The organism is Iodobacter arcticus (assembly GCF_042664895.1).
In the GTDB taxonomy this organism is placed as follows: Bacteria; Pseudomonadota; Gammaproteobacteria; order Burkholderiales; family Chitinibacteraceae; genus Iodobacter; species Iodobacter arcticus.
On record NZ_JBHTBQ010000033.1, the window covers coordinates 262,466 to 281,916 of the forward strand.

15 protein-coding genes are annotated in these 19,451 nt (G+C 49.3%); 4 read left to right on the plus strand and 11 right to left on the minus strand.

From position 1 onward, the window contains the following. The first annotated feature begins 198 nt into the window (after positions 1-198). From malF to ACFQNF_RS15205, 3 genes are all read left to right on the plus strand, one after another. Entirely contained in the window at positions 199-1,722 is a 1,524-nt protein-coding gene (gene malF / locus ACFQNF_RS15195) for a maltose ABC transporter permease MalF (protein WP_380188773.1), read from the plus strand. Beyond that, positions 1,722-2,612, plus strand: a complete 891-nt coding sequence (gene malG, locus ACFQNF_RS15200) for a maltose ABC transporter permease MalG (protein WP_380188774.1) — start codon at positions 1,722-1,724, stop codon at positions 2,610-2,612. The genes malF and malG overlap by 1 nt, the downstream gene beginning before the upstream one ends. Positions 2,613-2,801: 189 nt before the next feature. After that, entirely contained in the window at positions 2,802-3,596 is a 795-nt protein-coding gene (locus tag ACFQNF_RS15205) for a substrate-binding periplasmic protein (RefSeq protein ID WP_380188775.1), read from the plus strand. 287 nt (positions 3,597-3,883) lie between these two features. On the opposite strand, the gene ACFQNF_RS15210 is transcribed toward ACFQNF_RS15205, so the two are convergent. Next, the gene (locus ACFQNF_RS15210; protein ID WP_380188776.1) at positions 3,884-4,441 is read right to left on the minus strand and encodes a hypothetical protein; all 558 of its coding nucleotides are present in this window, start codon (positions 4,439-4,441) and stop codon (positions 3,884-3,886) included. A gap of 609 nt (positions 4,442-5,050) precedes the next feature. Here ACFQNF_RS15210 and ACFQNF_RS15215 point away from each other — a divergent pair. Next, positions 5,051-7,732: a hypothetical protein gene (locus ACFQNF_RS15215; protein WP_380188777.1), complete on the plus strand. Its 2,682-nt coding sequence runs from the start codon at positions 5,051-5,053 to the stop codon at positions 7,730-7,732. A gap of 6 nt (positions 7,733-7,738) precedes the next feature. On the opposite strand, the gene ACFQNF_RS15220 is transcribed toward ACFQNF_RS15215, so the two are convergent. From ACFQNF_RS15220 to ACFQNF_RS15265, 10 genes are all read right to left on the minus strand, one after another. After that, positions 7,739-8,137 carry a ribosomal maturation YjgA family protein gene (locus ACFQNF_RS15220; RefSeq protein ID WP_380188778.1) on the minus strand — a complete coding sequence of 133 codons (399 nt, stop codon included), beginning with the start codon at positions 8,135-8,137 and terminating at the stop codon, positions 7,739-7,741. A gap of 398 nt (positions 8,138-8,535) precedes the next feature. Then, positions 8,536-11,637 (minus strand): response regulator, encoded by a 3,102-nt coding sequence (locus ACFQNF_RS15225; RefSeq protein ID WP_380188779.1) that lies wholly within the window; start codon positions 11,635-11,637, stop codon positions 8,536-8,538. A 197-nt stretch (positions 11,638-11,834) separates the two neighbouring features. Continuing rightward, positions 11,835-12,206 (minus strand): lysozyme inhibitor LprI family protein, encoded by a 372-nt coding sequence (locus tag ACFQNF_RS15230; RefSeq protein ID WP_380188780.1) that lies wholly within the window; start codon positions 12,204-12,206, stop codon positions 11,835-11,837. Between the two features lie 278 nt (positions 12,207-12,484). Further along, positions 12,485-12,742, minus strand: coding sequence for a hypothetical protein (locus tag ACFQNF_RS15235; RefSeq protein ID WP_380188781.1), 258 nt, complete (start codon positions 12,740-12,742; stop codon positions 12,485-12,487). Positions 12,743-13,184: 442 nt separating this feature from the next. Next, positions 13,185-13,643, minus strand: a complete 459-nt coding sequence (locus tag ACFQNF_RS15240) for a hypothetical protein (RefSeq protein WP_380188782.1) — start codon at positions 13,641-13,643, stop codon at positions 13,185-13,187. Positions 13,644-14,657: 1,014 nt separating this feature from the next. Continuing rightward, complete coding sequence (locus ACFQNF_RS15245) at positions 14,658-16,007, minus strand: sigma 54-interacting transcriptional regulator (protein ID WP_380188783.1); 1,350 nt, start codon at positions 16,005-16,007, stop codon at positions 14,658-14,660. Then, positions 16,004-16,507: a hypothetical protein gene (locus ACFQNF_RS15250; protein ID WP_380188784.1), complete on the minus strand. Its 504-nt coding sequence runs from the start codon at positions 16,505-16,507 to the stop codon at positions 16,004-16,006. Before ACFQNF_RS15250 ends, ACFQNF_RS15245 begins: the two co-directional genes overlap by 4 nt. A 17-nt stretch (positions 16,508-16,524) precedes the next feature. After that, entirely contained in the window at positions 16,525-16,707 is a 183-nt protein-coding gene (locus tag ACFQNF_RS15255) for a hypothetical protein (protein WP_380188785.1), read from the minus strand. After that, positions 16,704-18,101 (minus strand): sensor histidine kinase, encoded by a 1,398-nt coding sequence (locus ACFQNF_RS15260; protein WP_380188786.1) that lies wholly within the window; start codon positions 18,099-18,101, stop codon positions 16,704-16,706. The genes ACFQNF_RS15255 and ACFQNF_RS15260 overlap by 4 nt, the downstream gene beginning before the upstream one ends. A gap of 177 nt (positions 18,102-18,278) precedes the next feature. Beyond that, positions 18,279-19,448: an acyltransferase family protein gene (locus ACFQNF_RS15265; RefSeq protein WP_380188787.1), complete on the minus strand. Its 1,170-nt coding sequence runs from the start codon at positions 19,446-19,448 to the stop codon at positions 18,279-18,281. Positions 19,449-19,451: the final 3 nt, after the last annotated feature.

Sequence of the window (19,451 nt, forward strand, 5' to 3'; positions counted from 1 at the left end):
CGGGATTTTGCTCTCTCGGTAGTTAATCTGACGGCATGAAGTGCCTGTAGGGCGGGTGAAGCCCGCCAGATTTTGGTATGCAACAGCATCTAGAAAAACGATAGAAAACGGCGGGGTTCACCCGTACTACGATGCTTCGATGTTTGAAATATTTAATAGCAAGGGCGCAGCCGGTTTATGCGACTAAGGGAAAATAGAATGAGCGGATTGAATATGCGCTGGCTGTTGGTTTCGTTGGGTGGGGTGCTGCTATTAGCTGGCTTGTGGCTGCTGCTGGGGGTTTATCAATCTGGCCATACGCTGAGCGCCGTGGGTGGTTTGGTGGTGATGGCCGCGAGCAGCTGGGTGTTTTTATCACCCAAGGCTTACGCTTACCGCTATCTCTATCCGGGCGTGGCGGCCGTGCTGGTGTTTATTGTTTTCCCTGCTGTGTATACCGCAGGGATTGGTTTTACCAATTACAGCTCGACCAATCTGCTGAGTTTTGATCGCGTAACGGCCTATATGCTGAGCGAAACCACCACGGCCGATGGCGCTGGCATGGCGTTTTCCCTGCATCAGGCTGGGGATCAATACCGGCTTAAATTAAGCGATGAAGCAGGGCAGAGCTGGGTTTCTCCACCCGTTAAGTTAGAAGACAACAAGCCACAACAGCTGCAATTGCAAGCGCTGGGCACTGAAAACCTGCCCGAAAAAGAATCCATCAAAACGGTGATTGCCAAACAGCCAGCGTTAAAAGCGCTGCGCCTGACTTTTCCCAATCAAGCACAGTCTTGGCGTTTAAACAGCCTCAGCCAGTTTTCTCCCACCCAGCTTTTATATCAAAAGAACGCCGACGGCACACTGCTTAATACCCAAGATGGCAGCCTGATTAAGCCCAATTTTAAAACTGGCTTTTATGAAACAGCCGCAGGTGAAAATCTGATTCCGGGTTTTAAGGTGAATGTGGGTTTTAGTAATTTCACACGGATTTTTGCCAGTGACGATTTCCAAGGGCCAATGTTTAAAATCCTTGGCTGGACCGTGTTATTCGCTTTTCTGACGGTGGTGTTTACCTTTGTGGTGGGCATGGTATTGGCGGTGGTGCTGAATTGGGAAGCGCTGCGTTTTCGTGGGGTTTATCGCACGCTGCTGTTTTTGCCTTACGCCGTGCCGGGGTTTATTTCGATTCTGGTGTTCCGTGGTTTATTTAACGAAAGTTTTGGTGAAATAAACATGGTACTCAATGGCCTATTTGGCTTGCGGCCCGCTTGGTTTTCAGACCCGTTTAATGCCAAGGCGATGATACTCATTGTAAATACTTGGCTGGGTTACCCTTACATTATGCTGCTGTGCTCGGGGCTGATTAAATCGATTCCAAGCGATTTATACGAAGCCTCGGCCATCAACGGCGCGGGGCCACTGACTAATTTATTTAAAATCACCCTACCGCTGATTTTAAAACCGATGATGCCGCTCTTGATTGCCTCATTCGCGTTTAACTTTAATAACTTTGTACTGATCAGCTTGCTCACCGATGGCAGGCCAGATTTTATTGATAGCAAAGTACCTGCAGGCACTACCGATATTTTGGTTTCATACACTTATCGTTTGGCGTTTCAGGATTCGGGGCAGAACTTTGGTTTGGCTGCGGCCATTTCTACAGTGATTTTTGCGTTGGTGGCGGTGTTGTCGCTGATTAACTTAAAGCTGACCCGCGTTAATCAAGAGGAGAAACGATAATGGCTATGGTGCTGGATCGTTCACATAAATGGCGGGTGCTGGGCGCGCATCTTGCGCTGATTGCCTTTTTGCTACTAATTTTATTTCCGTTTTTTATGATTATTTCTATCTCGCTGCGGCCGGGTAATTTTGCGGCTGGCAGCCTGATTCCTGACACGATTAGTCTGGAGCACTGGAAGCTGGCGCTGGGCTTTAGCTATGTGGATGGCGATGGTGTGCTGATTAAGCCGCAGTTCCCCGTGTTGCTGTGGTTGTTTAACTCGGTGAAAGTGGCCTTTATCAGCGCAGGGGTCATTTTGCTGCTGTCTACCAGCTGCGCTTATGCGTTTGCCCGGCTTAAATTCCGTGGCCGCGTATTTGGCATGAATGCCTTGCTGCTCTTACAAATGTTCCCCGCGGTGCTGTCCTTGGTCGCCATTTACGCCATCTTTGATGAAATCGGCAACTATGTGCCGTGGCTGGGTATCGACACCCATGGCAGCTTAGTGCTGGCTTACGCCGGTGGCATTGCCCTGCATATCTGGACCATCAAGGGCTATTTCGACACCATCCCGGTGGAGATCGAAGAGGCCGCCCGCGTCGATGGCGCTAGCGCGTTTCAATCTTTCCGCTACGTGCTCTTGCCGATGGCCGTGCCGATTTTATTTGTGGTGTTCTTGCTGGCCTTTATTAGCGGCATCATCGAATACCCCGTTGCATCCGTGCTGCTGCATGAGCAAAACAAAATGACGCTGGCGGTTGGCTCCAAGCTTTATCTCTACACCCAAAATTACCTATGGGGCGATTTTGCCGCCGCCGCCATTCTTTCTGGCCTGCCCATCAGTATGCTGTTCTTATTCGCCCAGCGCTGGATGGTATCCGGCCTGACGTCGGGCGGGGTGAAGGGTTAGTTGTGTAAGCGCACGATTTTTTATGCTTGGGGCGTTTGTCTCTGAGCGGCGTGTTTTTGTGAGCCACCTAAGTCATTGGGTGGCTCGTTTTTTTGATTGATTGCTTTGCCCGCGGTGTACTCTAAAGTAGCTATAGATGGATGTTTAAGTCTTTGATGTGATTGATCCCCCGTTTTGTAAACAGGATGGATGATGATTTACAAATGCAAAGTGTTCGCTTGGTTGTGCGCGCTCATGCTGGTGCTTTGCACCAGCCTCTTTGCGGCCAGCCCCTGCTTGCGGCCTTTGGTGGTGGGTTGGGATACCTGGCCGCCTTATCATTATAAAGATGAGCATGGCCAGATGCGGGGCTTGGCGGTGGAGGTGTTGGTAGAGCTGGCAAGGCGGGCGGATTGTCCTTTGCGATTTGCTCAAATGCCTTGGAAGCGTACCTTGAACGAGCTGGCTGTTGGCAAAGTTGATCTGGCGATGGAGGTGCTAAAAACGCCTGAGCGTGTGCGGGTGATGTTGTTTTCACGGGCTTATCGCCCAAGCAGCGTGCATTTTTTTTCGCGGAAAAAAGAAGAGCGCTGGTCTTTTAATACTTTGGCTGATTTAAGCAAGCTTGGGCCGGTGACGCTTGGGGTTTCCCGTGGGGATAGCTATGGCGAGGAATTGGATCAGTGGCTTAACGCGCCTCCGCCTAGCGTGGCGGTGGATGTTGCCCCAACGATGGCGATTAACTTACGTAAGCTTCAGCATGGCCGCGTTGATCTAGTACTGGGCGATTTATTTGCGACGCAGGCGGCGCTTTATGATTTAAAACTAGCCAATGAAATTGCGCCTTTGCCACAGGAGTGGCGCACTCAAGATGCCTATTTTGCTTTTAGCCGCGTCAGCGTGGGCGAGCCGGTGTTTCTGGCTTTTCAGCATGCGCTCGATGGCATGATGAAAGACGGGTCTTTAAAGCAAATTCAGCTTCGCTACCATGTGAATAGCTACTGATCCCTAGGTTTATTCCAGTTTAAATTGCGAAACAAGCCGGTCCAGCTCTACAGCGCTGCGCTGAAGGTCAGTAGATAGCGCTGCATTTTAGTTGACGGATCTGCTTGAAAAAAGGACGGTTTGCTTTGTTTTTTTAGATGTTTTATGGAAGATTTTGATATGAATTGAGGAGGAGGCGCTGGTACATCAAATCAATCGATTGAGTGTAAGTCGATGATTTGCATATGGCAGAAGGGGGAGTGCAGATCGGGTGAAGCCATGCTGGCTTCACCCAGTTTGAGGCTTGATCAGGCTTGGCTGACTGTATTGCCTGATACTTTCATATTAACGGTGGCACCGCCTTTACGACTGGATACCCTGCTGGCTTCTGCGCGCAAAGAAGTTTTCATCTGGCTATCCATATGGCCGTTAACAATCCCCAGAATAGTGGCGCTGGTCGAATCAAATAGCAGATTAAGCTGGGCATTGCCGCCCACATGGATATGGTTAATGCCACTGGTGCCAGGGGCTGTGCGGCCATCTGCGGTATTGTTAAAAACCATGCGTACCGCTTGGGCCATTTGGGGGTTGCTCCCTTCTATTTCTGCAACGGCTTGTGCGTGAACTCGTCCCAAATATTCTACCGGCGCACGGTAAGTCTCACCCCACGGAGTGTCAACTTCTGTGGCAACCCATCTGATATTGTCTTCGGTAGCCCGATCGGGATAGGCGGATCGAATCGCTTGCTCTATTTTCAATCTGATGGTGTTTTGATGAATGGCGCGGCTTGAGGCGGCGTGCTGGCGCAACCAATCCAAATTAGGGTGGTTTTTAAATCGATTAAATTGAGCGGGGGTAAATGCCATGCGAATAACTCCAAAATGATTGCAATTGAAACGGAGGAAAATCATCGATAAAGGGGTGGCTTATTGCGCGTACTTGCTTGGCCCTGCGTTATTTAATGTATTTGTTTTAATTTTTATAAAAGTGCGATATATAAAAGATATTCGGGTTTTAATTTATTGTTTGTTGGTAAAGTAATGAGTAGTGCTTTTAAGGTAAATGTAATAAGCAAATACTGAATCAAGATTAAATGAAACAAAAATGTAAGGCAAGGGTAAATACTATTCTTACAGCGATGGCTGATATTAATCTGATCAGTTTCAATTTTCTATGATGATCCGGCATTTTTCAGGGAGCACAACAATACATTCGCTGCACACCCTGCATAAAACCATGCTTTGGTCTGTTTTTGATCTTAAGTTGGTAAGGGACTAATCTGTTGCTGATTACAAATGAATATTCATTGATTTAAACAGCAGAGCAGATTGATCAATTGCATATTGCTATGTGCAACGCTGATCTAAACGCGAAGCCATAATAGCTATTTTATTTCTGCTTAATTTAGAAAAATCTCTTCATTCATCCATATTTTTGCCTAGGCTAGATGCTATGGCCTGATTGGGATTGAACGCATGGATCAGTTGCACTTTTCTCACGCTAAAGCGTGTCAGCTTTTATATCTGCACCATTTGCAAACTCGGCGCGAGGCTTGGCATGCGTTTAGTCAGTCGGGGATTGGCTGGTTTATGTATCGGCGTGATGGCGAGGGGGTGATTCTTAATCCGCAGACGGGCTTGATCTGGCAAGAAATCACCGAGCCAGGGCCGCAGCTGGATTCATCACACGCTCACGCTAAAGTGCGGCAGCTGGAATGGGCGGGGCTGGCTAATTGGCGATTGCCGACTCGCACCGAGTTGATCGATATTGCCTACGCGCCGGGCTTTCCGCTTTGCGAAGAACACGCTTGGTTTGATTGCCCGCTCTGGCTGTATGACAAAGGCTGCTTATACCTTGATCAGCCGGATGAATTTATGGGGCCAGATGGCGCGGCCAATATGATTGCGGTGGACGATACCCTTTGCGCAGATTGGCCTGGCAGCTATCCGCAGGGGCTGTTTGAGCTGGGCTGGACGTGGCTAGGGGCGTGGACCAACAATGCGCGCTTTCCAAAATCGAGCAAGTTTGATGCGGCGCTCACTGCGTGGAAAAGATGGCGCTCCTTAGCGTCGTCAGAAAACGATGGCTTTCACGCCGTGGATAGCAATGCCACCGATTGGCCTAGCTTATTGCGCAAATTAGATTACATCAGTACCCGCCTACCCGACATCGATAGCAGCACTTTTACTGACGCAGCCAAGGGCTTGTGGGAGCTATGGCCGGTGTCAGACGCCAAGCATGCCAGAAGAATTGCCTTGGCCAATGATGGACAGATGCGGGCGCGTAACCCCGAACTGGATATTCGTGATGCCAATGTGGCGATTGATTTTGGCACCAGTAGCACGGTGGTGGCGTTTAGAGAAGGTGCTCATGATCGCCTGCTGCGCATCGGTGAAAGCAATTTATGGGAGCAGCCGCAGGCTGGCGATTATGAAAACCCCACCGTGCTGGAGGTGATGGATTGGCAGGCATTGATGGCGGCGTGGACGTCCGAGGTGTACCGCCCCTTGGTCGATTGGCGAGATGTTCATTGCGCCCACGAGGCCCGTGATCATTTGCGTGATAACCAAACCGATCCTAAGCGCATCGCCAGTATTTTTAGCCGCATGAAGCAATGGGCGCTGGATGAGTTTCCAACCCTGATCAGCGATCAAATCCATCAGGAAGAGCGTATCCTGCCGCCATTTAAGCACTATCCATTCAAGAAAGTGGACGATGTTTACGCCGATTTCAACCCGATTGAGCTTTACGCTTGGTTTTTGGGGATGTTTATTAATTGGCGGCAACGCGGGATATTTTTACGCTATTACATGACTTTTCCAGTGAGCTTTCCGCATGACACCAAGGAAAATATCCTTAGCGCATTTCGCCATGGCTTGCAGCGCAGCCTGCCAGAAAGCCTTGTTTACGGCCCGCATATCGCTCAATTCAGAGTTGAAGAGCGTGGCTCAGAGCCTGCTGCCTATGCCGCTTGCGCGCTAAAAGCCTTGCAGCTCTCTCCTAGCGCAGCGGGTGTGGGGCGGGCATTTGCGGTGTTTGATTTTGGTGGTGGCACCACCGATTTTGATTTTGGCTATTACCGCCTACCCGATGCAGACGAGGCTGAAGCGGGCTGGGAAGAGGTGATCGAGCACTTTGGCGCGTCGGGGGACAGGATGTTGGGCGGGGAGCAATTGCTAGAAAATTTAGCTTACATCACCTTTCGCCACAATCTGCCGCAGTGCCGATTGCATAAGATCGCTTTTCTATTGCCGCAAGATGCCGATGATTTTGCTGGCTCGGATATGTTTCTAGAAAAAACCCGCTCGGCGCTCACCAATAGCATTGTGCTGATGGGGCGTTTGCGCTCGTTTTGCGAAACCGGCAATTTAGAAGGGCTAGAGGAGGGCGATATTTGCAAGATGCCGCTATTAAATCGGGACGGGCTAAAAGTGGAGGTGGCGTTTCAGATCCCGCAAAGCGAGCTGCGCGATTATTTGCGGGCGCGGATCGAGCGCGGCGCCATCGCCTTTTTTGCTGCCATGCAAGCCGCATTTAAAAGCCATGGCGGCATGCCCGCTGCTATGGATGTGTTGCTGGCAGGTAACGCTTGTCGGTCGCCTTGGGTGATGGAGTTGTTTGGTTTAACAGGCTCGCCCATCGGCGCGATTATGGCGTTTGAGCAGCTAGAAATCTCGGTGCATCCGCCCTTATTGGCTGACCCAAGCAACCCATGGCGGCCCACGGCCAAAACGGGCGTAGCGCTTGGCCTGCTGCGGCTTTGCCCAGGGGAGACGCTAAAAGTGATTAATCGATCCTTGCTTAAAGACGACGCGCCGTTTTTATTCTCGGTCGGAAAATTGCTCAATGGCGAGTTCGACCCCTGCCTGCCCGCGCACGGTGCTTATGGTCAGTGGCATGAGGTGGGGCGGCCTATGGATGGGGTGTTTAATTTGGCCTACACCCACTCGCCGCGCGCGCGCATTGATCAGCGCATGGATAGGAGCGATCCTGATTTGCGTTATAAGCGCATCGATTTTCCGCAATGCAGCGAAGGGCAAAAAGTCTATTCCCGCGCGATTGCGCCCAATCTAATTGAGATTTGCTTGGCACATAATTTAAGCCATGGCGGGCAGCCAGAACCAACCAGTCATTTATTGCAATTGGCTTTGGCTTAGGATGATTTAGCGATGTTGAATCGGTGATTTAATTCTAAAAATAGCCTGATCTAACCCCCAAGCTAATACGCCGCCGATGATATACATCAGTAAATCATGCGGGCTAAAAGTATTGCCAATCACGATATAAAGCACACTGCCTTTTTGTAAACCAAGTAAATCCACCAGATGAATATATTGCAGCCCTTCAACCACAAAGCCCGCAGCGATAGAGAATAGGGCGCTGCGCAAAGGAGGTGTGTTGCAGGCGCGAAACAGCGCATAAATCAAGGCAATCACCAGAATATCACCCACGCTGCCACGGATAAAGCCATAGCCAAACAGCCCACGGGCGATGGTGATTTCGATTAAAAAAATAATCAGCGCAATAATGTAATAGAAAGAGCGAACAGATATTGGTTTCATAAGCGAGCATGAATCGATAGTGGGAGGGAATTATCAGTTAAATTCAAGATTTTGTCCGTTTTAGGTGGACGCAATAAAATAAATGCCAACAGGATTGTTTATATAAAAGGACTTAGCAGCGCTTTCGCGGCTAAAGCCGCCCCTACAAAAAATAGGATGTCTTCTTTAGGGTAATGCTCGAAATAATCTCTAAATGGCGTATCAAATAAAACCGTTATCCCCGAATGTTTTTATCGGGGATCTAGCAGCGCAGCTGGATTCCCGCCAAAGTCACGCGGGAATGACGATATTTCGTAGCGAGAAATGAATATCTAGCCTCCAGTTTTTCTCCGTGAAACTCCGTGTTCTCTGTGGCCTCCGTGGTTCAAGATTTGGGTTTTGATGCTTAACTCCCTTTGCTAATTCGTTCTACTTTTAATTTTAAGCAAAGCTGCCAGTATGGCAGTGACTTGTACGGGTTTGGCAAGGAAGTCGGTCATGCCGCTGGCAAAGGCTTGCTGGCGGTCTTCTTCCTGAACATTGGCGGTCATAGCGATGATGGGGAGCTGATCGCTGCTGTATTGCTTACGCATCTCTTGGGTGGTCATATAGCCATCCATGCCCGGCATTTGAATATCCATTAAGATCGCCGCATAGGTGGGCTCCTCGGCTAATTTTACAAGGGCCGCTTCGCCACTTTCTACCGTATCTACATCTGCGCCATGTTTTAGTAAGATGCCTTCGGCAACGCGTAAATTAAGCGGGCTATCATCAACCACCAGCAAGTGCATTCCTTTTAAAGGCAGTAATTCTGGTTCATCAAGGGGAGCAAGGCCTTCGTTCTTTTTGACCAATAAGGCCAGAACTGCATCAAGGATATGGGTAGGCAGTACAGGCTGATGTAATACCGATGACACGCCCGCCTCAAGCTCGGCTTGGTCTCGCTGTAGATAGCCATAATTACTGGTGCGTAAAACAAGGGGGTGATTCTCCTGCGGCGTGATTTGGGCTAGGGTGTATTCCACTCGTTTTTGTGATAGCTCAGCGCCCAGTAATAGCACATCGATTTTCTCTTTTGCCAACAGGCTGGGTAGTACCTCAAGGTCGGTACAGTATTGGACTCTCCAGCCCAAGTCTTTTAGCATCGCTTGCATGCCGCTTGGTTCGTCATCTTGCTCATCTAGCATGAGTACACTTAGGTTCTGTAATAGAGGCGGTACGCAGTGCCAAGAGAGCATTTTTTCGGTGTGCAAATCAAGCGGCACGGTAAAGGTAAAACAGCTGCCCTTGCCCGGCGAGCTGGTGGCGGTAATGTGCCCCCCCATTATATTGACTAGGCGTTGACTGATGGCAAGCCCTAGGCCTGATCCACCGTACTTGCGCGTGGTTGAAGTATCGGCTTGGCTGAAAGATTGGAATAATTTGCCCACCTGCTCTTCACTCATACCCACACCCGTGTCGCTGACGGCAAATTGCAAGCTGCAAGAATTGGTTTCCAAGGATGCAACGCTAATGGAGAGCTGTACCGAGCCGGTTTCGGTGAATTTAATCGCGTTATTGCATAAATTAATTAAGATCTGTGACAGGCGTAGCGAATCGCCGATTAATTCACGTGGCACATTGGGCGCTAGTGTAAACCAGAGTTTGATGGGTTTATTGCATGCCGCCATGCCCGCTACACAGCCCAAGCCATTGAGCACATAGGCTAAATCAAAAGTAGCGCGCTCTAGGGTCAGCTTGCCGGCTTCAATTTTTGAATAATCCAGAATATCATTGATCACCCCGAGTAGTGATTGCCCCGCACTTTCGATATGGCGGAGATAATCATGCTGGGTTTCTGTTAATTCGGTTTGTTGTACTAGCCAAGAGAGGCCAATAATTGCATTCATGGGGGTGCGGATTTCATGACTCATGGTGGCTAAAAATTGGCCTTTGGCCCGAGTCGCAGCTTCTGCCGCTGCCGTTGCTAGCGCCAGCTCGGTGGTGCGCTGAGCCACCAGCGCTTCAATCCGCGATTTACGCCCAACCATGGTGAGTAAGAAAACCTCAAATAAGGCCACCATCAGCAAGCCACCAACTAACATCATCCAAGCTGCCCAATTACGCTGTGCAACGAGGTAATCATTATTGGCGGTAAACACCATTCGCCATTGCCGTCCACCGATTGGGTAATGCACTTCGTGTTGCAATATGCCTGTGCAATGGGGTTGAAAATCAAGTTGCTGTGATTGGCCCTTATTCTCATCAAATAAACATAGGCTTGTTCGTCCTTCCGGCGTGCGTAGCACTTTATCAATGGCCATTTCGGCGAGGACATAGCCCGATGGCGGCTGGCGCTGCTTTTGTGGTGTACCGGGTTTCGCATCGATTGCATAGACGGGCTGCACAAGAAAAACGCGGTTACTTTTGCCCATAATCAGCGGTAGCCGAGCCGATGCGGTCATTTCGCCGCGCGCTGCGGTTTGCTTGAGTAAGCTGGCGTATTCGGGGCTGGACATCAAATCAAAGCCAATTCGATCTTTCAAGCCTAAGAGCGGCTCAATAAAGCTAACGGGCGCATAGCTTTTACGATGGTTTAAAGGGGCACGTTGACCTGCTGCATTGCGCTCAAAAATAGCAAAATGAGGCTGATAAACGCGCTGTTCTTGGGTAAAGGTGGATAGCTGATCGTGGCTTAAAATGGGCACCCATTCTAAGCGCTGCAAGGCAGGCTCGGCTTCAATAAAGGAGGAGGAAAAACGAGAGAACTGCTCTGGTGTCATCTTTGGGCTACTGACAATAAAGCGCGCTGTTGCTTGCAAGATAACGTGATAATTATTTAAGTGTTCGCGCAACTGCTCACTTTCTCTTGTGGCACGCTCAACAAATTGCGCTCGAATCCGTTGGTTTTGCCAGCTACTTACTTGAAAAAACAAAGCCACTAAGAGGGTCAGCACAATAACCATCGGTAGCAAAATCGACCTGAGCATGCTTTGGCGGTTGTAGGCGGGATTAAACCAAATCAGCACGAGGGGCGCAAAAATAATCACTCCTAATATATCCCCCACCCACCAAGTAAACGCGGTGTAGGCTAAATCGGCGGGCTGTACGATGCCCATATAGCTTAGGCTGGCTATCGCTAGCGTTGCGGCAATGCAGTAGGCTAGTCCGCCGAGTAAAAACAATGTGAGTAGATTGCTTGGCTCATCCAGCTGAAGTTTTTCTTTAAAACAGCGCTGCACCAGCGCCATGCCAGCTAAGGCTTGTAGGGATGAGGCGCTGGCAATCATCGCCGCCAGCTGCGTGTTACTGATCGACCAATGTCCGTTGGCCCACGCTAGGATATTGTTTAAAAGAAAGGCACCCAGCCAGATAGGGAGAATTGCCTTACTCCCCAATAATAAGCAGGCCGCAAGCGCTATCCCTGCTGGCGGAAAAATAGCCGTTGCATAGCCAGGTGGAATCGCCAGCGCCAAGCCTAGCCAGCCACTTAATATATAAAGTGGAATAAGCCAGTAGGCATAATGTTTGACAGGGAGCATAAGCTCAAGCTGGGGGGAGATTGTGTAGTTTAGTCAGTGAATTATTAATTATCAGAAAGATAATGCAGGTGGTTTATGTAAGATTTTGTATGAACAAAAAGAGAGGGGATTTTGCTGGATGAATGATCTGGCCCAGACCGGATTTCCCCCCGTGTACATCGCTATGGATAAGGCGGCTTATGCGCTATGAGTGCCGATTACAGTTTGCTATTTTGGCAACCCGAGCTAGCACATTCGCGAATTCGGTCTTGCAGGAATTGTGAGCGTTGGATGGTGGTGCTGGCGGCGCAATCTAGATTGACGTAAAAGCCACTGTTTTCTTTTTTGGAGCAATTATTATTGCGCTCTTTCATCCAGCCTAATTGGCCTTGTTTTAGGCTGCTTTTGCCATTGTTGTCGAGTTTTGCTTTTAATTTATTAAAATTCTCATTGAGTTCTTTATCTGCTTCTTGATAAACCTTATTCAGGCAATAGAGGCCGTCAAAATCATTTTTTGGTACATCGCAAGCAGAGTTTGCATAGCTTAGGCCTGATGTTCCGAGCAGCAGTGCGATGAGCAATTTTTTCATATTGTGTTTCCTTGTTCGAAATAAATAATGTCTGATTTTGAATGGGGTTAGCAAATGCAAGAACTGCATTTAATCATGCCTTGGTGCAAATGATAATGATGAGTAAATAAAATAAGTCTGGTGTTGTTTATATGGCAACACCTTGGCAGGCTAATTCTGGCTATTTAATCAAGGGTGGAGAGTCGCTGCGTGTGTTTAAGTGGGGCCAGTAGCCGCTCAATGTGTTACCCATAAAAAAGCCACGATCTAAATCGTGGCTTTTTGTTTTTCGCTGCGGCTTAATCACCGAAACCATCATCATCTAGTGGGGATGAAGGGATAGGATCGGTGCTAGTGGGGGCTGAAGCATCGTCTGCCTGATTGGGTTTTCTTGGCGTGTCGGTCATCATATCCGGCGGTGTGGTGCTGCGCGCATCGGCATGCATTTCTGCAACCTTAGGGATATCTGAGTTATCCACCCATTTGGAAATATCTGCCCAAGCAGCAGTAGCCGCGAAACTGGCAATCATGGATGCAATTAGTAGATACTTTTTCATGGTGTACTTCCTTTTGTGTGGTAAAGATATAAACGATTTCTCGTTGATATACTTACTGTAGCAAGTGCTGTGCCAGAAAATAAATCTCTTTATATTCAATTACTTAGTTATTTTTTTGGCTGGCGTCGGATAATTTGCTGTCTCTATTGCACGACACAAAATGGCTGTTTTTTATAAGGTGTTGATTTTTATATATAAATGGCGTTGCTACTTGGCGACGATCAGTGTTTTAGTGGTTGTGCTCGTGAGCTTGGGGTTTGCAGATGGATGCGTAAGATAAAAAGCCTGGTTTTAAAGCGGGTATTGGGTGAGCTGCTGGCCAATTGATGCGCAGAAAGGCAGCAATTAGGCGGCTTTATCTGGTTTGATCTTTGAAAAAGACGTAAAAAAACCACGACTTTCGTCGTGGTTTTTTCGCAGCTTATATTTCGCTGAAGAGTGCTTAAACGATCTTTGCACTTGCCGGAGCAGAAGCATCCGAGGCATCGGCTACTAAGCCAGCAGGGGCAGAGGCATCTGTTGCTGTGGCAACAATGCTGCTTGGTACAGAGGCGTCATTGGCATCAGCACGCAGGCTGCTCGGTACAGAAGCATCAGTTGCATCGGCTACGATGCTGGTCGGTACGGATGCATCATTAGCATCTGCACGTAGGCTGCTTGGTGCAGAAGCATCAGTGGCTTCAGCTACAACACTGGCAGGAACAGAAGCATCATTGGCATCAGCACGCAAACCTGCTGGTTCGGAAGCATCAGTTACATTGGCTACAACACGACTAGGGACGGAAGCATCATTGGCATCAGCACGTAAACTTGCAGGAGCAGAAGCATCTGTGGAGCTAGCCCAAGCTGCAGTTGCAGCGCAAGTTGCAAAAAGGGTGGCGATCAGTAGATTCTTTTTCATGGTGTGTTTCCTTGCGTGGGTAATCGGATAAACGATTTCTCGTTCGATGTACTACCTGTAGCAAACACCGTGCCAGCTTTAAAATCCGTTTATATTCAATGACTTAGTTTTTTTGTGTTGACTGGGGAGAATTTGTATCTGTCGCTGTTTCACGACAGTATTAGGGGTGTTTTTGTAAGTGCTTGATTTGTATGTAGAAAGGCTGTTGCTAAAAAACGACGAACGGAGGAGAGCGGCTTCAGGGCTTGTGGCAGCAGGCTTTGCATCTATTGCGGGGCGGGTGAAACCCCATGTGCGCTAAGCAAAATACAAAAAGATCTTTTTAGTGCCTTCGGCACATGGGTTTTGGAGCGGTAGCCACCGCGGGCATAAGTATCTACACAAATTAGGCGGTGCTTCAGCTGCAGCTTCTCCCTTTGTTAAAGGCTCTGTCTGCGTTAAATGTTGAAACATAGTTGAGTGGATACTTACTATTTTATAGGGTGTGCAAGTCGTTTTTCTTGCGCACCGCTTTTGCTATGAAGCGGCATTGCCACTAAGCAAAAAAACAAAAAGACCTTTTTAGTGCCTTCGGCACGTTGATTTTGGTGCGGGCGTCCCGCTGGACCTTCCTTTCTTGCGCGGCCAAGAAACGAAGCCAAGCCGCAACCCCAAAAGCACGAAACCCCTTCGCTGCGGACAATCGAGTGGCGGCTGCGGAATTCGCTTCGCTCAGACAGGTATCAAAGAAACCCCACCCGCTTGTTCCTCGCTCGGCGTGCTTCAAGGGGGATTTAAGCCCCGTGCAAAGAGCGTATTTATTGCATTTTCTGCTGTTTGCTAATAAAAAACCTTGATTTCAGTTTTCAACTGTTAACGCAGACACAGCCTTTTACACAGGGTAAATGTTGTATAGGGTGCGTAAGTTTTTCACTTAACAATGGGGGGATGGCGCCTGATCTACGCTGCAAATCCCGTAATAATCTGGTCTTGATCAGGCTATTTTTCGCTAAGACCGCTTAGCCCGGCAGACGGCTAGCCGCTGATATCTGCTTTAAAAGCGGCGGGGGCAAGGTCGTGTTTTTGTAGTAGGCGGTAGAATTCGGTGCGGTTGCGATCGGCGATACGTGCGGCGTCGCTGACATTGCCGCCAGTCAGGCGCAGCAGGCGTTCCAGATAATCGCGCTCAAAGAGGCGTTTGGCTTCGGCGAGCGGCAAGATGGCGGCCGATTCGCTGGCCATTGCTTTTTGCACCTGGGCCAGCGTGATGATGGGGCCGGTGGCGAGCACGCAGCATTGCTCAACCAGATTAGAGAGTTGACGAATATTGCCTGGCCAGTTGGCAGTGCTTAAAAAGCTGAGCGCATCAGCGGCAAAGTGGCAATCGGTCTTGGCATAGCGCTCCACTACCTGCGCTAAAAAATGCCGGGCCAGTAGCGGAATATCTTCTCGCCGCTCGGTGAGCGATGGCAGCGCTAAAGACACCACATTCAGGCGATAAAACAAATCTTCTCTAAACGAGCCGTCCTGTAGCAAGGATTGCAAATCGCGGTGCGTAGCCGATAGCACGCGCACATTTACCGGCACGGCGCGGCCCGCACCAACCGGGCGCACTTCGCGCTCTTGCAGCACTCGCAGCAATTTAACTTGCAGTGGCAGCGGCATATCACCAATTTCATCGAGGAAAATCGTTCCGCCATCGGCCTCTAAAAATAAACCATTTTGTTTTTGGCTGGCACCGGTAAACGCGCCTTTTTCATGGCCGAAAAGCTCGCTTTCCAGCAGGTTTTCAGGGATTGCACCGCAATTTACGGCAATAAAGGGGCGCTTGGCGCGCAGGCTGGCGCGGTGTATGGCTTGGGCCAGCACTTCTTTACCCGTACCGCTTTCGCCGCGAATCAGCACACTGGCATCGGTAACGGCCACCAGCCGCGCTTCGGCCAGTAGCTCGTCCATCACGGGGCTGTTGCTGATAAACCCTGCTCGCCAGGTGTCGTTATCGCTGCTATTGCTGGGGGGGCTGGCTAAGACCAAAGCTTGGCTAACTTTATCTAGCAGGGCTTTGCCATCAAAAGGCTTAATTAGATAGGCAAACATACCGTGGCTGATGGCATCAATGGCGTCTGGCACAGTGCCGTGGGCGGTGAGCATAATGACCGGCAGGGCGGGGTAGCGACGGCGCACTTCTTCAAATAGCGCCATGCCATCCATGCCGGGCAGCTTCCAATCGCTAAGCAGCAAATCGGCACGTTGCACGGCGAGCGCATTAAGAGCGGCTTCAGCACTGCTGGCGGCTTCTACTTCATAGCCTGCGGCAATCAGGCGGATAGAAACCAAGCGTAAGAGATCCGGATCATCGTCAACCAGTAAGATTTTGCTACTCATGGTTTTTTGCTCCTTTCCAGCATGTCTTTTTCCATTTCTTTTAAAGCGTCTAGCTTGGCGGCCAGATCATTGGCGCGCTTTTGCTGCTCTTTGGCGGCGATCGTTTGCTTATCCAGCAAGCTGGTCAGCCGTTTTCGCTCGGCAAGCTGGTTGGATAATAGTTTGGCCATGCCCTGGCTGGCCGGATCGTTCAGCGTGTTTTGCAGTGCTTCCAGCTGAGCCTGAAGGCGGTTCAGGTCGGTATGATTGCTCATCATTTGCTGCGCCAGTATCAGCAGCTTATCGCTGGGGCAATTGCCCGAAATGGTGTTGTTTAATTGTGCCAAAGCACTTTCAATGCGGCATACCGGCGCAATAACGACTGGTTTGGTTTCTGGTTCAGGCGCAGGCGCAGCTGCAGCAACAACAGGCGGTGGCAGGGTAGCGCAGGCGGCTAGGCTGATGCTGCACAGTAATAGGCAGAGTTGTTTTAGGGGTATGGTGCAAAGTATGTCTTTCATGGGTGACCTTGTCGCTGCTAGTGCAGACGAAAATATGCGTTTGCCGGGCTGGATATCAGTTCAATATCGCCGTGCATAAGCTGAGCAAAACGTTTGGCCGCGATCAGCACCAAGCTCGTGAGAGGGTAAGGGCTGGGGGTAAGGCCGATGAGGTATAGCATGAGGCTTTTTAAGGAAAAGCGATAAATAAGCGGCTTCATGAATGACCTTGTAGCTGCCAGTGCAGACGGAAACATGCGCCTGCCGGGCTGGGTATCAGCTCAACATCGCCATGCATAAGCTGGGCAAAACTTCTGGCCATTGTCAGGCCGATGCCAGAGCCTGCAGGTTCGCCTTCGGGCGCTGGGCCACAGTGAAACGGCTCAAAAATATATTCTGAATCCTGGCTGTCTACGCCCGGGCCCTGATCTTGAATTTCCAGCCAGCTTTGCTGGCCCGTTTGCCCAAAGCGGATATTGATTTCGCCATGGGGCGGGCTAAAGCGGATGGCATTGAGAAGCAAGTTATCCAGAATAATCCCCAGCTTGGCGTGATCGGCATAGCTTTGCGTGGCAGGGCCGGATTGATGGATAGTCAGGAATTTCTTGCTGAGTAAAATGCGCCATTGTTGTAAGCGTTGCTCTAGAAACATCTCAAGCGCCAAAGGCGCAATGACCAGCTCAGCTGAAAGCCAGCGTCCCGCATCGTGTGCTAATAGCGCATCCACGCGTTGGCGCAGGGTATGCACATTGCTTTGCACCATGGCGCTGATTTCTTTTTGTTGGGTATTTAAGCTGCCGAGCACTTCTTCTTGTAGCAGTGATGAGGCTTCATGAATTACCGCCAGCGGGGTTTTAAGTTCGTGTGATACATGGCGAAAAAATTGCGCTTTTTGCGCCTCCAGCTGTACCAGACGTAAATCTAATTCGGCCAGCGATTTGGCCAATCCTTGTAAATCGGCAGGGCCAGATAATTGCCAGTCTTGTCCACGTTGGCCTTGCGCAAGCTCGGTGATTTTTAGTTTTAATCGCGCAATAGGCCAGCTAAACATCACTGCCATAATAATGGCCATGCTGAGTGCGGCAATCGGCGACAAAATGGCCAGCATATCCACTTGTTTTTGCTTACTGTGGACATCTTCCAGCCATTGCCGGCGCTGCTTAGCCAACTGCTGCTCGATGAGCTGATCTTGATATTTAAGCTGCTGATTGAGCTGGCTAAATAAGCGATTCACTTGCGCTTTGTGTAGGCGAGTGTTGGGAAGAGTCTGTGCCAATAGCTGATGGATGCCCTCGCTACTTCCTTTTAGGAGTGGCTCGTGCTTAAAGGTTTGCTGGGCGGCTTCTAGTTTGGCTTTAGCACTGCGTGCGGCATTGAAAAACGTGGTTTCTGGCAAGATCAGCAGCTGCCGGCTAGCCCGCTCTAAATGCAGCGCTTGCTCTTGGGTTTGTTGCGAAGCATTAGACCAAGCGCTCGCCTGCTCTTGCTGCTGCTGTGCCTGAATGGTTAGCCCTGCTAGGCCATAACGCAGTTGCACCAAGGCGGCTGAAGGCGTAAGGGCGACTAAGGCAAAGCCAATAATCAGCAGCGTGCGAAATGAAAGATGGCGTAGCATGGTCCTGAGGGTTTAATCCTTTATTTAAACGAAGAGCTAATCCTGCGTGCTATTGGCGGCTAAATCAAAGTAATAAGTTGGTGAAAGACGAAAGGGAGGGGTCTGAAAAGGGCCATGCCTATTTTTATTCAATACTTTTACGCTACTTTTATGGAAGGACGCAGGCTTAAGGCCGAGCTATATAGGGCTTTTTGCCACGTTTGACCCCGCTATATTGAGTTGTCGTAATCGTTTTTGGGCGGGCATTTCAAAATATCTAAAGCTAATAAAGCTAATTGTTATCAGTAGGGCGAAGAATAGCAGCATAAGCCAGGGCGAATAATAAATAGCTTGATCGTATGAAAAATAAGTCAGTAGCATAGAAAATAAAAGTTGTAGCGGAAAATGCAGTAAATAGGATGAATACGAAATATCACCTAAAAACGCGATGCGCTTAGCCAATGGGCCGTGCTGCGTTTCAAGCAGCGCCAGCGATAAAATACTGAGCGGAAAAAGCACCACCACGGGCCATGAATAGATCAGCTCCAGCATCATATGCGGCAAGGGAAAATAAAAAATAGTGAGTGAATTGAAGTCTATTTTTTTTAGCAGGGCAGTGATAGTAATGGCCCATGCAAAAAGCATGATGAAAATTACTAATTTACTCAGCAATACGGAGTGCTTTGATTTGAGCACGGTTTGGTAAGCAATAAAAATAAGGCCGCCTAAAAAGAACGAGCCAAGGCCCCGGCCTATGGGCTGGTAATAGTCTTGAATAAGCTGAAAGCCGATGATGGATATCGCAGCTAAAATAAGCGCTCTAACAGGCAAGAGGCGGCAGCAGCTAAAGAAAATAATATATAAAAGAACTTCTACAGAAACAGACCATATTGGGGCATTAAATGAGTAGCCCTGCTCAAATCCCCAAGAAGAAGTAAACAACAGATTAAGCAGAAAATGTTTGACATCATTATAGGGATAAACAAAGTATTCCCCTCGCGCATGGCTGACCCATAGCTGGCCGATGGCCACCATCAATAAGCTGGCAAGATGCAGGGGGTAAAGCCTGGAAAATCGCAATAAGGAAAATTGGCCTGAAGAGATCTCACCTTGGGCAATTTTTTTGGAATAGAGCCAATAAAAAATAAAGCCAGAAAGACTGAAAAATAAATCAACCGCCAGCCATCCCTGAGTATAAAGCAGCGATAAGCCATCAGAAAAAGGAAGCCGTTCAAGATCAAATTTCCCCGCAGTGGTGCCAGCAAAAAAGAAATGCTGCCAGTGCCAAAACACCACACAGAGTGCGGCGATGCCCCTGAGTGCATCAAGTGAATAGAATCGTTTAGGGGGAGGATTTGCTTGCTGCATCGT